The sequence below is a fragment of the Flindersiella endophytica genome (genome assembly GCF_054779015.1).
Genome location: NZ_BAAGYY010000018.1, coordinates 1 through 13,366, shown reverse-complemented (window position 1 = coordinate 13,366; position 13,366 = coordinate 1). Strand labels below are relative to the sequence as shown.

Annotated in this window: 9 protein-coding genes and 1 pseudogene; 4 read left to right on the top strand and 6 right to left on the bottom strand. The window is 66.6% G+C overall.

Features of this window, described 5'->3' with window-relative positions; genetic code table 11:
• The first annotated feature begins 108 nt into the window (after positions 1-108).
• Together ACYVF6_RS19190 and ACYVF6_RS19185 are read left to right on the top strand one after the other, a co-directional pair.
• A complete protein-coding gene (locus ACYVF6_RS19190) occupies positions 109-2,514 on the top strand; it encodes a ricin-type beta-trefoil lectin domain protein (RefSeq protein WP_460523143.1) in 2,406 nt (801 codons plus the stop codon).
• Positions 2,515-2,554: 40 nt separating this feature from the next.
• Positions 2,555-4,021, top strand: coding sequence for an arabinofuranosidase catalytic domain-containing protein (locus ACYVF6_RS19185; RefSeq protein WP_460523141.1), 1,467 nt, complete (start codon positions 2,555-2,557; stop codon positions 4,019-4,021).
• 68 nt (positions 4,022-4,089) lie between these two features.
• On the opposite strand, the gene ACYVF6_RS19180 is transcribed toward ACYVF6_RS19185, so the two are convergent.
• Positions 4,090-5,457, bottom strand: a complete 1,368-nt coding sequence (locus ACYVF6_RS19180; protein WP_460523139.1) for an RICIN domain-containing protein — start codon at positions 5,455-5,457, stop codon at positions 4,090-4,092.
• An 18-nt stretch (positions 5,458-5,475) separates the two neighbouring features.
• The gene (locus ACYVF6_RS19175; RefSeq protein ID WP_460523137.1) at positions 5,476-6,789 is read right to left on the bottom strand and encodes a glycoside hydrolase family 43 protein; all 1,314 of its coding nucleotides are present in this window, start codon (positions 6,787-6,789) and stop codon (positions 5,476-5,478) included.
• 678 nt (positions 6,790-7,467) lie between these two features.
• Here ACYVF6_RS19175 and ACYVF6_RS19170 point away from each other — a divergent pair.
• Entirely contained in the window at positions 7,468-9,048 is a 1,581-nt protein-coding gene (locus tag ACYVF6_RS19170) for an ankyrin repeat domain-containing protein (RefSeq protein ID WP_460523135.1), read from the top strand.
• Between the two features lie 109 nt (positions 9,049-9,157).
• Here ACYVF6_RS19170 and ACYVF6_RS19165 read toward each other — a convergent pair whose 3' ends face one another.
• The 3 genes from ACYVF6_RS19165 to ACYVF6_RS19155 are packed head-to-tail and all read right to left on the bottom strand — an operon-like array spanning position 9,158 to position 12,037.
• Positions 9,158-10,171: a LacI family DNA-binding transcriptional regulator gene (locus tag ACYVF6_RS19165; RefSeq protein WP_460523133.1), complete on the bottom strand. Its 1,014-nt coding sequence runs from the start codon at positions 10,169-10,171 to the stop codon at positions 9,158-9,160.
• A 45-nt stretch (positions 10,172-10,216) separates the two neighbouring features.
• Positions 10,217-10,354, bottom strand: a complete 138-nt coding sequence (locus tag ACYVF6_RS19160; protein ID WP_460523131.1) for an RICIN domain-containing protein — start codon at positions 10,352-10,354, stop codon at positions 10,217-10,219.
• A gap of 3 nt (positions 10,355-10,357) precedes the next feature.
• The gene (locus ACYVF6_RS19155) at positions 10,358-12,037 is read right to left on the bottom strand and encodes an RICIN domain-containing protein (protein ID WP_460523129.1); all 1,680 of its coding nucleotides are present in this window, start codon (positions 12,035-12,037) and stop codon (positions 10,358-10,360) included.
• A 310-nt stretch (positions 12,038-12,347) separates the two neighbouring features.
• On the opposite strand from ACYVF6_RS19155, the pseudogene ACYVF6_RS19150 reads away from it, so the two are divergent.
• Positions 12,348-13,069 (top strand): annotated as a pseudogene (locus ACYVF6_RS19150) (lysoplasmalogenase family protein).
• Here the strand turns inward: ACYVF6_RS19150 and ACYVF6_RS19145 are convergent.
• Positions 13,020-13,366, bottom strand: a 347-nt coding sequence (locus ACYVF6_RS19145; protein WP_460523127.1) for a hypothetical protein, incomplete at its 5' end; no start/stop codon positions are given. The pseudogene ACYVF6_RS19150 and the gene ACYVF6_RS19145 sit on opposite strands and share 50 nt — an antisense overlap.

Sequence of the window (13,366 nt, the reverse complement as noted above, 5' to 3'; positions counted from 1 at the left end):
CCACCCGCGGGTGCGAATCGGTTCGGGCGGCCCGAGGCGCGCGTGAACGCCGTATGGCGTTGACGTTCGCCTGGGCCTGCCCCCGTTCGGAGAAGGAAGGTTCTTGCGATGAACACAGGCCATTCCGGCAGCCGGACGCACCGCGGCGTGGTCGTGCTGGCGGGTTTCGCTTTGACCGTGGCCGGTGCGGTCGCCGTGACCCAGCCCGCGCAGGCCGACGCGTCGATCACGATCAACGGCGCCAGCGGCGGCCGGACGTTCGACGGTGTGGGAGCGATCAGCGGTGGCGGTGGCAACAGCCGGCTGCTGATCGACTATCCCGAGCCGCAACGGACGCAGGTCCTGGACTATCTCTTCAAGCCTGGCTACGGCGCGGCCGTCCAGATCCTCAAACTGGAGGTCGGTGGCGACACCAACTCCACCAGCGGTGCCGAGCCCAGCCATCAGCACACTCGGTCCGACCTCAACTGCAGTCGGGGTTACGAATGGTGGCTCGCCGAGCAGGCCAAGGCCCGTAACCCCAACATCAAGCTGGCCGCCCTCGCGTGGGGCGCGCCCGGCTGGATCGGCAACGGCAACTGGTGGTCGACCGACTCGATCAACTACCTCATCTCGTGGCTGGACTGCGCCAAGTCGCACAACCTGACCATCGACTATCTTGGCGGCCGCAACGAGCGAGGGCGCGACCTCACGTGGTACAAGAACCTGCGGCCGGCGTTGAACTCGCGGGGCTACAGCTCGGTGAAGGTCGTCGCGTCCGACGACGTCGACAACTGGAGTGTCGCCGACGACGCGCTTCGCGACCCGGCGTTCGGCTCCGCAGTAGACATCCTCGGCGTTCACTACGTCTGCGGATACCGGAGCGCGCAGACCAACTGCCCGAGCTCGAGCAACGCGCTGGCCACCGGGAAGACCTTGTGGGCAAGCGAGAACGGCTCCGACGACTTCAACGCCGGCGCGACCGCGCTGGCCCGCGGGATCAACCGCGACTACATCGACGGCAGGATGACCGCCTACATCAACTGGCCGATCGTGGCCGCCATCACGCCGAACACCCCGTACCCCACCATGGGTGTCGCGCACGCGCCGCAGCCCTGGTCCGGCCACTACTCCATCGGCAAGAACGCCTGGGTGATGGCGCACACCACGCAGTTCACCGCGCCCGGCTGGCAGTACCTCGACAGCTCCAGCGGCTACCCCAACGGAAACCGCGACAACGGCAGCTATGTCGCGCTCAAGTCGACCAACAACCGCGACTACTCCACGATCGTCGAGACGATGGACGCGAGCGCATCGCAGACGCTGACGTTCAACGTCACCGGCGGGCTGTCGACCGGGCAGGTGCACGTCTGGGCCACCAACGTACGGTCCAACAACTCCGCCGACCACTTCCTGCACACCACGGACCTCACCCCGTCCGGCGGCACCTACTCGCTGACGGTGCAACCCGGGTACGTGTACTCGATCACGACGACTTCGGGACAGGGCAAGGGTACAGCGACCAGTCCTGCCTCAGGTGTCATGAGCCTGCCCTACAGTGACTCGTTCAACAGCAACGCCACCGGCACCGAAGCCAAGTACCTGATGGACATGCAGGGCGCCTTCGAGGTCACCGGCTGCGGCGGCGGCCGCTCCGGCCAGTGCGTACGCCAGATGAGTCCCCAGGCCGCGATCTGGTGGAACGGGCTCTCCGATCCTTACGCGCTGTTGGGAGATCTGGGCTGGCGGAACTACACCATCTCCTCCGACGTGATGCTGGAGCAGAGTGGTTCGGCCGACCTCATCGGCCGTGCCGCGACGCAGGGCCAGTCCGGCGGTCCTTCCGGACTGAACGCCTACCGGCTACGAGTGGCCGAGACCGGGTCGTGGTCGATCCTGCGCCAGAACAGCACCAACACCACCACGCTGGCCAGCGGACGGGTTGCCGCGTTGGGCGCCGGACGGTGGCACGGCCTCGCTCTCGGGTTCAACGGCAGCACCATCAGCGCCGGCATCGATGGCGTGGCAGTAGGCACCGCGGTAGACAGCATGTGGGGCAACGGGCAGGTCGGCTATGGCACCAGTCAGGGGGAGACCGCCCAGTTCGACAACCTGTCCATCACCCCGGGCAGCGGCGGCAACGTCACGGTCAGCCCGATCGTCGGCGCCGGCTCGGGCCGGTGTCTCGATGTCCCGGGCGCGACGCAAACCAACGGCACGCAGGTCGCGTTGTGGGACTGCAACGGTGGCACGAACCAGCTGTGGACAGCCACCCCGGAAGGGGAGGTCCGGGTCTACGACTCGTCCTGTCTGGACGCCTACGGCCAGGGCACCAGCGCGGGCACCAGAGTCGTCATCTGGACCTGCAACGGCGGGAACAACCAGAAGTGGAGGTTCAACGCCGACGGCACGATCGCCGGTGTGCAGTCCGGTCTGTGCCTGGACGCAAGTGGTTCCGGAACACAGAACGGCACCCTGATCCAGCTGTGGACCTGCACCGGCGGAAGCAACCAGCGGTGGACACGGAACCCGTAGCCGCCCATCGGACAGTCCCTTCGGAAACCATGGAGAACTCATGAAGGTCGAGAGAGCGGTCTTGGGCTGCCTCGGCGCGGTCGTCCTGTTGCTTGCCACGCTTACCCAGGCGGCGTCAACGGCGTCGGCGGCCGGCCCGGGACCGTGTGACATCTACGCTTCGGGCGGCACCCCTTGCGTGGCCGCGCACAGCACGGTGCGCGCGCTGTATGCCTCGTACGCCGGAAACCTCTACCAGGTAAGGCGTTCCTCCGACAACGCGACCAGGGACATCGGGGTGCTGGCGGCGGGCGGCGTCGCCAACGCCGCGGCCCAGGACTCGTTCTGCGCCGGTACGGCCTGCGTTGTCACGGTGCTCTACGACCAGTCCGGTCGCGGAAACGACCTGTGGTACCAGGGATCGAGCGTGGTTCCCGGCTCGAGCCAGAGCCGCCCGGCCAGCGCGACGTCGGAGTCGCTGACTGTTGGGGGCAGCAAGGCCTACTCGCTGTACATCAATCCGGGGAACAGTTACTGGCGGGACGGCCATCTGACCGGTGTTCCCACCGGTGCCGCGCCCGAGGGCATGTACATGGTGACCAGTGGAACTCACGTCAACAATCTCTGCTGTTTCGACTACGGCAACAGCGAGACGACCAGGACCGCCGACGGGCCCGGAGCGATGGACGCGATCAACTTCGGCACCGAGTGCTGGTTCGGCGGGTGCTCCGGCTCGGGCCCATGGGTCCAGGCGGATCTCGAGTTCGGGCTCTACTCCGGCGGAAGCCAGTCCTGGAACCCGAACCAGCGGGCGTTCACCAACCAGTTCGTCACCGCGATGCTGAAGAACAACGGGACGACGCGGTTCGCGATGAAAGGCAGCAACGCGCAGTCCGGTGGTCTCGTCACCGTGTGGGACGGCCCACTTCCCAACGGATACAGCCCGATGCGTAAGCAAGGGGCAATCGACCTGGGCGCCGGCGGTGACTGCTGCAAGCCCGGCGGCGGCGCGAACCTCAGCGCGGGCACGTTCTACGAGGGTGCCATGGTCTCGGGATACCCGTCCGACGCGACCGAGGACGCCGTACAGGCCAACATCGTTGCGGCTGGCTACGGCAGCGGAGGCACCGGCTCGGCCGGTGCGGTACGTGCGGTCGGCGCGGGCAAGTGCCTCGATGTTCCCAACTCCACAACGGCAGCTGGGACGCAGGTACAGATCTGGGACTGCCACGGCGGTACCAACCAGACCTGGAGCCGTACCCCGTCGGGCCAGTTGACGGTCTACAGCGGCGGCGACACCAGATGCCTGGACGCGAACGGGCAGGGGACCAGCCCGGGCACCAAGTCGATCATCTGGTCGTGCAACGGCCAGGCGAACCAGCAGTGGCGGTTCAACGCCGACGGCACGATCACTGGAGCGCAGTCAGGCCTGTGCCTGGACGTGTCCGGCGCGTCCACCGCCAACGGCGCCCTGGTCCAGTTGTGGACCTGCACCGGCGGCTCCAACCAACGATGGACCCTTGGATAGAAGGAGTACTGACGTGGTCGCGCCCGGCCGGTGCCGATGCCGGCCGGGCGCGACGCCTTCACCTTCGTTCAGACCCGCTGGAGTTGGAAACGCTGGTTGGTGTTGCCGGTAAGGGTCCATTGGGAGATGCGGCCGCCGTCGGCGGTGGAGGCTTCCCATACGTCCATGGCCAGTCCGCTCTGCCGGTTGACCAGGCTGACAGTCCCGCCGCCCTGGTCGACCACCCGCCACTGCTCGCTGGTGGCGTTGGTGTCGGCTTGCTGGGTGATGTCGGCACCGGTGCTGTTGCCGGCGACCTGGAGCACCAGGCCGCTGTGGCGGGCGCGGATGCGGTAGTAGCCGTTGCCGGAGTCGAGGAAGTCGAACTGCTGGTTGAGCCCGCCCGTCAACGACCACTGCTGCAACAACGCGCCGGCCGACGTCGACACAGCTGAGATGTCGGCCGCCTTGCCGCTGTGCTGGGCCACCAGCCGGTAGTTCACTCCGACCTGCACGGGCGGCGTGGGGTTGGTGTCGAACTGGGTGAAGAACCTCCACACCTCTGGCTTGACCCAGCTCCGGGCACCGCTCTCGCATCCGGCGCAGCCATCGACGGGGCCCTGCTGGTGACCACCGTCGAACGCGGCCCACTCGACCGGGTAGCCGGCGCGGCAGCCCGAGTAGGCCGTGATGATGTGGGTGAGGCTGCCCGACGCCGGCTCGGGTGCGTTCTGCGGCGTGCAGCCGTTGTTGGCGACGAACCGGTCGCGCAGCGCCCGGCCGTTCGGGATGTTGTCCGAGACGCCGTGGATTCCCAGGTACGCGATGGGTTGCGTGCCGCCGCTGCATCCGCTGATCGCCCCGGGAGCGGCGATGGCCGCGACCGCGCGGAAGACGGTCGGCCGCGCACACGCGAGTGCGTAACTCATGGCGCCGCCATAGCTGAAGCCCACCGAGAACAGCTGGGTTGTGTCGACGCACAGGTCGTTCTCGATCAGCCGGATCATGTCGTCGGTGAACGTCACGTCCTCGCCGCCGGAGTTGGCCCAGCCGTTACTGATGCCCTGTGGGGCAACGAAGATCGTGGTGTTGTTCGCCTGCGAGAGCATGCCGTAGTACGCCCAGGCGTACCCGTCGCTTCCGCCGGAGGCGACGTCGTTCGCGGTACCGCCCCACCAATGGAACCCGAACGCCAGCCGGTGGGGTTGGTTGTTGTCGTAGCTGTCGGGGAGCTTCAGGATGAAGCTCCGGCTCTTGCCACCGCTCTGAATCGTGCGCGTACCGCTGGTCAGTGTCGGGGCCTTGCCGCAACCGGCGCTGGCCGCAGCGCTGACGCCGGCCTTGGGCGCCGCGGTGGCGCCGGCGCTGCCGGGGCCGGCGGACGCCGTGCCACCCGCGGCCAGCCCCAGCACTGCTGCTGCGGCGACCGCCCCGACGAAGGATCTGTACCTCAACATAGGCTGTGCTCCTTTGAGTCAGGTGGCGGTGAACTGCCACCAGTTCACGTTGAACAGATAGCCGCTTCCGCCGGTGTACCTGAGATACAGATCGCGGGTCCCGGTCGCGCCGTTCACCGGACAACTGACGGTCGTCCAGGTTTGCCAGCCGCCAGTGCCCCGGACATCGCAGGTGCCCACCAACGGACCGCTCGTACCGTCGAGGCGAAGCTCGATCCGGCCACCCCCGGTGGCCGAGGCCACCCGTGCGGCGAATGACCTCGCACCGTTGCCGAAGCCGACGCCCTTGACCTTGACCCAGTCCCCGTCCTCGATCCACCCGACGTTCATTCCGCCTTCGCTGGAACGTTCCGTCTCCACACCCGACTCCCAGGCGATCGTCTCGGCTTCCTGGCGTAGATAGGGATTCAGCGTGCCCGCCGGGGGCGCACCGGCCGTCGTCATGGTGATTGTCGGGAATCCGCCGTCGGCGTTGTATGTGAACCTCTCCACCGCGACCGAACGCGTGAAACCGCCACCACCCGGCAATGCGCCATTATGGTAGAAGAAGTACGAGCTTCCGTTGTAGTCGATCACGCCCGGATGATTGGTGAAGCTGCCGCCCTGGGTGGGCATGATCGTCCCGCGATAGGTCCACGGCCCGAGCGGACCGGGCGCGGTCGAATACCCGATGAACTCCGGGCAGCAGTTCGCCGCGAACACCAGGTAGTACAAGCCATTTCGCTTGTAGACCCAGGGCCCTTCTTCGAACAGTGTCGGGCGGCTGGGATTTCCGGTGCGTGTGCCGAACCCCGCCGTCGTGAGCGGTATCTGAGACACGCCGCCGGAATAGGACACCATGTCCGCGTTCAGCTTCACATACGACAGCCGCGGGTTACCCCAGTACAGATAGGCCTGCCCGTCATCGTCGATGAAGACGGTCGGATCGATCTCACCGTTCTCGACAAGGGGATGCCCGAGTGCGTCAGTGAATGGTCCAGTCGGGCTGTTCGAAACCGCCACCCCGATCGCCATTGCCCCACTCGCCCGGTTCTTCACGGGGACATACCAGTAGAACTTGCCGTTCCGGGCGATCACTTGGCCGGCCCAGGCATCCGAGCTCGCCCAACCGAAACTGGCAACACTCAGTGGGGAGCCGTGATCGGTCCAGTTCACCATGTCGGCGGACGACCACACCCTCCACTCTCTCATCGTGAACCATGTCGAGCCGTCTTCGTCATGGCCCGTGTAGAGATAGACGCGCCCGCCGTACTCCAGCGGTGCCGGATCAGCGGTGTAAATGGTCTGGACGATGGGATTGTCGGCCCGTGCCGCTGCCGAGAAGAATGTCATCACCAGAAGTAGAGCCAGAGCGAAACCGGTTATGCGCCTGGACCTTCTACCGGCCAGGAATTGAAACGCGGATGCCACCATTGCCTCCATACACAATCGGCAGCAGCGATCGCAGACCTGGCTTCAGGCCGGCGACCACCACAACGTTCGGCCGCTATCAGCAGTTCAGGATGACGAGGCTATGCAGACGCTGGGATCTCGCCGCAATCCGACGGCAGAACTCGCTTGCCCGAAGAAGGGACTCGGTTCAGATGCTGCATCTCCGTCCTCCAAGATGGACGATCGTCGATGCGCGACAGGTTCGTGCCAGTACTACGGCAACTCGAGATTGAGATGCTGGCACATCTCCTGGCGGCGCTAGGTGCGCCCGGCCGATATACCGACACCCTACAAAGATCCGATGTATGACGTCAAGACTCCGGCCGGAACAGAAACGAATGCCACTTCGACGGGGCATTCGTCCGATCTTTGTCGCGACTGTGGGCAGACGAGTGTCGTGTTTCTCGACCAATGGAGCAGGTCAGGCTCGAAGTGTATTGGCGTACGATCTGTGGTGCGCGGGAGGGCGCATCCGGGTCCGCGGGAAGGGCTGAGTCCACCTCCGTTGGTTGGTCGTTGTTCGGTGTCGTCTTCTTGACGCCCGGTTCGCGGACCAGGCGGGCGTCGTGAGGAGATGACATGTCAGGTCGCCTTCCCGATCGTCTGAGTCTTCGCCAGTTGCGCCGTCAGGCCAAGGAGCTGAAGCAGGCGGCGCAGGCGGGGGAGCCGTGGGCGGTGGAGCGGATTCAGGCCTACGTTCCTGGGCCACCCACGCTCGCGGCAGCGCAGTTGACGCTCGCTCGCGAGCACGGGTTGGCCAGTTGGCCGAAGCTCAAGGAGCACATCGAAACCGCGGCGATGACGCTTGCGGAGCAGGTCGAGGCGTTTCTGCACGCGAGTCTCGGCGGCTCGACGATCCGGCGCGCCGAACGCCTGCTGGCCGGCGAGCCGAGGATCGCCGGCCATGACCTACGGACGGCGATCGTGCTCGGCGACGTGGAACGCGTACGTCAGACCGTTGAGGCAGACCCCGAGGCCGCGCGACGGCCGGATGCGGTGTCCGGCTGGACGCCGCTGCTGGGCGTGTGCATGTCTTGGTGGCACGCGGTCGATCCGGAGCGGGCGGCAGGGCTGCTGGAGACGGCGAGGCTGTTACTGGACACCGGCGCCGATCCGAACGTCACCGTCGGCGGCCGGCCCGGCGACCGCGGATATTGCTCGCCGCTGTTCGCGGCGGCCGGCTGCGCGCACAACCCGGCGATCACAGCTCTGTTGCTGGAGCGCGGTGCACGGGTCGACCCGCACACGGTCTACCTGGCCGCCTTCGAGCCGTCCCGTGGCTGCTTGCGGCTGCTGCTCGACCACGCGCAGGGCGTCGACGTCAGTGAGGCGTTGGCCGCGTCGATCAGTATCGGGGACGCGGAAGGTGTGCGTTTGTTGCTGGCCGCCGGTGCCGATCCCAACGCCGGCTTCGGCGGTGACCTGCTCGGCGAGGACCATGCAGACCATGCACCAGACCCGGTGTTGGCGTTGCACGCGGCGATCGAGCACCACGGCAGCGCGGAGCTGGTCGGCGCGTTGCTGGCTGCCGGCGCCACGCCCGATACGCCGGGCATCGATGGACGGTCGCCGCATCAGCTGGCCGTTCGGCACGGCAGGGCCGACCTCGCGCGCCTGCTGGTGGGGTACGGCGCGCGGCCCGATGCCACCGAGGCCGACCTGTTCCTGTCGGCGTGCCTGAACGCCGGCCGGGGTGCAGCCGAGCGGTACGTGGCCGGTGGTCGTGTTCGGGTGGGCTGGCTGACCGATGCCGAGACGGCCGCGTTGGTGGAGGCCGCGGATCAGGGCAATGTCGAAGCGGTCCGGTTGATGCTGGATCTGGGCTTCCCGATGGATGCTCGTGGCGAGGTTAACGGAGCCACTGCCCTGCATACCGCGGCCGGTGCGGGCAGCGCCGACGTCGTGCGGCTGCTGCTCGAGCGCGGCGCGGAGGTCGACGCCCGCGACCCCTTCTGGAACGGAACGCCGATCACGTGGGCCACCGTCGGTAGCGGCGCCGGCCTCGGACGAGCTCCGGCGCCCGACCACGTGACGACTGTCCGCCTGCTCGTCGAGGCCGGCGCGTCACCGGAGGCATGGATCGAGGACAAGCCGCCAAGCCCCGAGGTCGCGCAACTGCTGGCCGAGTACGGCGTCACACCGCCCGAGGCAGCTGAGTGACGGCGAGTGGGACTCTTCTTGGCGGTGGATCGACGAGGTCGCCTTGAGTCTGGCTGCTTGTTCCATTACGTGTGCGCTGGATGGTCTGGGCGGTTGATCGGCGCGTGGTTCAGCGGTTTGGTGCCGGTCCGGTGCTGGAGCGTAGCGAGATCGGTGGACTGTACAGATGCTGGCGTGGTGGCGTCTGGGGTGCGGCGATGCTCTCCTGCAGCAGTGTCACGGCTTCGGCACCGATGTCGAGCGTGGGCACGTCCGCGGCGGTCAGTGGTGGGCGGAAGTCTTCTGCCCAGTGGCGGGCGGCGACACCGGTGAGGGAGAAGTCGCGGGGGACGACCAGCCCCGCGGCGTCGAGCGCGCGCTGGATACCGGGCAGGGCGGCTTCGTTGATGGTGGCGACCGCGGTGACATCGGGATGCGTGGCGAGGAGGTGCTGGATGCAGGCTTCGCCTGCTGGTGCGTCGTCGCCGCAGCAGACGTCGATGCCGTGTACGTCGCGTTCGGCGACGGCGGCGGTGAAGCCGGCCAGGGCTCGTTGTCCGGGGCCGTATCCGGCGGCGACGAGTTCGGCGGAACGGTTGATCAGGGCGATGTGCTGGTGTCCGAGGTCGGCCAGGTGGTGTACGCAGCGCGCGATCAGGCCGCCGTAGTCGACGTCGACCCAGCTCATGCCACGCGGTTCGGCGGTCCGGCCGATGGTGACGAACGGCAGGCCGCTGTGCTGCAGCCGGGTGACACGGTCGTCTTCGAGCCGGATCTCCATGACGATCACGCCGTCGACCCGGCGTCCGGCGACGATGCGTTCGAACGAGCGGTCGTGGTCGCCGCCGGAGGGTGACAGCAGCACGTCCAGGTCGATGCGAGCGGCGGCCTCGACCACACTGGCGACGAAACCGAGCTGCATGTAGGTGAGGTGCTGGCTGGCCGGTGGGATGACCAGTCCGAGAGTGCGGGTGCGGCCTTCCTTCAGTGCCCTGGCGCTGAAGGAAGGCCGGTAGTCCAGCTCGTCGATGACGGTTTGGATCTTGCGGCGGGTCGCCTCCGACACGGCCCGTTTGCCGCTCAGCACGTATGACACAGTGCTGCGGGACACGCCCGCACGCCGGGCGATCTCCCCGATGTTCAATGCCACTCCCGTCGTCGAACCGGTTCTCTCGAGGCTATCCCAGGGTCACCGGCCCCACAGGCGCCAAGTCTGGTTGAGCGGACTGCCCTGGCTCGCGGGGTTGCAGGTCCACTGGTGAACGAGGGCCCGGGCGGCGGTGGAGATGCCGCTGACGTCGACGCACTTGCCGCTGTGCCCAGCCACGAGCTAGTAGTCGTGGCTGTCGTTGCCGGAGTAGGTCACCTTGCGGAGCGCGAACTGCTGGTTGGTTCCGCCGTTGCAGGTCCACTGGACGACGGCCGCACCGTCGGCGGTGGAGCCGCCGCTGACGTCGAGGCACTTTCCCGTTTGCTGGTTGATGATGGTGTACGCGCTGGCGACACCGGCGACCGGCTGGAAGTTCCACAGCTGCTGGTCTCCGCCCTCGCAGTAGAACTGCTGCTGGACGTTGCCGTCAGCGGTACTGAGGTTGGCGTTGTCCAGGCACTGCTGGGAGTGCTGGGCGACGGCGACGGACTGGAAGCCGCTGTTCGACGGTGGTTGCAGCGTGATGGTGAAGGTGTCGTCGGCGTTGCTGTGCGGCAGGTTGACGGTGGTGCCGTTGCCCGCCAGGGTCACGACGGAGTTCTGGACGGTGACGGGGCCTTGCACCGCGGCGCCGCCGTTGTAGGGGATGCGCTGCACGATCACCCGGGCCTGGTTGTTCTGCACGATGCCGCTCGTGGTGTCCAGGCGTTGCAGGTTGACGGCGATGTTGCCGGTGGTGCCGCCCCCGCCGACGAGGATCTTCGCCACACCGGAAGCTTTGGTGGCGAACGCGTCGTAGGCGGGGCTCGGAGTGGTGGACACGATCTGGCCGGTCTGGGAGCCGTAGAACCGGTACACCCACCATTCGCCTTTCGGCTGGTGCTGGCCGGCTGAGTTGCGGACGAGGAGGTTGGCGAGGTCGTTGTGCAGGTTCGCACCGCCTGCCCAGTTGGCGCGCAGGCCGTCCGCGCCGGCCCGCTCCAGGCGCGCGATGTACCACGAGCCGTCGCCTGGATTCTGTTCGCCGGAGGAGGCGTACTCGTTGATCTGGTACGGCCGCGGGTGCGGGATGCCGCGCGCGTCGAGGGAGGAGTTGGCGGCTGCCACGTTGGCCACCGGGTCGCTGGGCAGGGCGTGCCAGCTGATGATGTCGGGAACGACGTTGTTGGCGCGGATGAAGTCGAGGTACTGGGTCCACCAACTGGTCGAGGTCGTCGGTACGCCGGCCAGGCTCGGGCCGACGATCGGCTGGCCCGGGAAGGCAGACCGGATGCGTTGATAGGTGCGCCGCCACAGCTCAAAGTACTGCGCCTGAGGGCGGTTCCAGAACAGCGTGATGTTGGGCTCGTTCCACAGGTCCCACTGCACAGGCGCGCCGGTTGCCCTTACGTCGTTGATCAGGCGGGTGAGGAAGTTGTCGTAGTCGGTCCAGTTGCCGTTGTCGCCCGGGAAGCGCGAGATCGGGTAGCCGTCGGCGCCCCACAGATCGTGGACCAGCAGGACGAACTCGCCGCCCAGCGATCGCGTGCGCAGCAGTTGGGCGCGGGTGGCGTTCCAGCGTCGGTCGTACTTGCCGGACACCCAGCCGCCCGGGCTGTCGAGTTGAGCGCCGCCGGCACGCATGTAACGGAACTTCACGTCCCGGTAGAAGTGGTCGGCGGGTGCGGAGGCGTTCTCGGTCATGCCGTAGATCCAGCCGGATGCCCGGTAGGAGGGCGCGCCGCCGGCTACGGAGAAGTTGACGCTGATCGACTCGTCGGCGGCCTGCGCGGAGGAGCCTCCGGCCGTGACAGCGGCCGTGACCGCGGCGGTTGCCAGGAGCGGACCGACTGCCAGCCAGGTGAGGATGCGCGTTCTCATCTGCAGCTCCATAGGTGGATGGAGGGATGTCGAACCGATTCGCCAGTGATTCTACAGTGCCGCTTGACCGTTGTGGCTCATCGCTCTAGCTTCGATCGAATCGATTCGGCTCCTTCCTTCGGGGTTTGGACACCGGCATGGCGCCGCCGTTGTCGCCACGAGTGGCGTGGCGGCCCTCGCGCTGCTCACGTCATGACGAAACCGCGAGCGGTGGACTTTCTGCGGTGGTTGCGGTCGGTGTCCGGCTCGAGCAGATACCAAGATTCGGAAATCGCGAGTGGCTTGAAAGGCCCAGCGACGTACGCAGAAAATGTGCTGCCCGATGACAGGCTTGATTTGTCCAGTCGCTGGGCATGGCCGTAATTTCTATGGACGAGGGCGTCATATGTCTGCCCACCATCCCAACTGCCGACGGAGCGTCGCGCCGTCTACATCCGTGGGCGTTCGCGTTGTGTATGCCGCTGCCGCAGCTTGTGTCTGCGCTTTCGCGGTAGCGGTAATTCTGCACATCGTTTGGCTGAGGGCGTTGGCGACGCCACCAATAGTGTTGCTCATTGGCGCATACTTGTGGACTACAACGGCCGCCGGTAGGCGAGGAGTGATGTGGCCGCTGTTTGCCGGCCTTGTCTTCTCGTCGGCCGGAGACACTGCGCTGCTGTTTCAGGGGACAACGGCCTTGGCTGTCGGGATCGGCATGTTCTCTGGCACACATCTTTGCTACATATATGGCTGCTTGCGGGCATTTGTGTCTACGGGGTGCTGCTGTTCAGCATGGCGATCACCACCTTCATCAATGCCCCTCGGATGGGAGTCGGTGGCGCACTCTTCGTACTATCCGATCTGGGCATCGGCCTGCAGATCGCGAACGTGCACTTAGCCATGCAGGAAGCCGTCATCGCGGTCGCATACGTCGCGGGCCAGTTGATCATAGCCCTGAACTGGCCCACCCGGCATTCCAATACGATGCCTGGCCGGAGCTCTGTCAGATCCCGTAGCGGTCGGTCTGGAGGGCCTGGCGTTGGGTCTTGGTGATCGTTGGTGGTACTGGGTCGGTGGTCCAGTCGGGGTGGTTGGGCATGGGTGGGGTGGTGGTGTCGTAGAGCCATTGCTCCAGGAATGGTCGTAGGGTGTCGTCGCCGGTGGCTTGGACGGCGCCGTCGATGTAGTCCTGGGTGGAGGCGCTTTTGTTCTTGTATTCGGCCAGCATGGAGTGTTCGAGGCGGGCGAAGGCTTCTTGTCCGATCCGCTCGCGTAGGGCGTACAGCACCAGGACGCCGCCGGTGTAGCGCTGGTTGTCGAAGAGGTTGGCGGCGTTGGGTTTGGCGACGG

Bases quoted from the DNA above. Each gene is read 5' to 3' on its own strand.
- ACYVF6_RS19190 (WP_460523143.1), top strand. From the start codon at position 109: ATGAACACAGGCCATTCCGGCAGCCGGACGCACCGCGGCGTGGTCGTG.
- ACYVF6_RS19185 (WP_460523141.1), top strand. From the start codon at position 2,555: ATGAAGGTCGAGAGAGCGGTCTTGGGCTGCCTCGGCGCGGTCGTCCTG.
- ACYVF6_RS19180 (WP_460523139.1), bottom strand. From the start codon at position 5,457: ATGTTGAGGTACAGATCCTTCGTCGGGGCGGTCGCCGCAGCAGCAGTG.
- ACYVF6_RS19175 (WP_460523137.1), bottom strand. From the start codon at position 6,789: ATGACATTCTTCTCGGCAGCGGCACGGGCCGACAATCCCATCGTCCAG.
- ACYVF6_RS19170 (WP_460523135.1), top strand. From the start codon at position 7,468: ATGTCAGGTCGCCTTCCCGATCGTCTGAGTCTTCGCCAGTTGCGCCGT.
- ACYVF6_RS19155 (WP_460523129.1), bottom strand. From the start codon at position 12,037: ATGAGAACGCGCATCCTCACCTGGCTGGCAGTCGGTCCGCTCCTGGCA.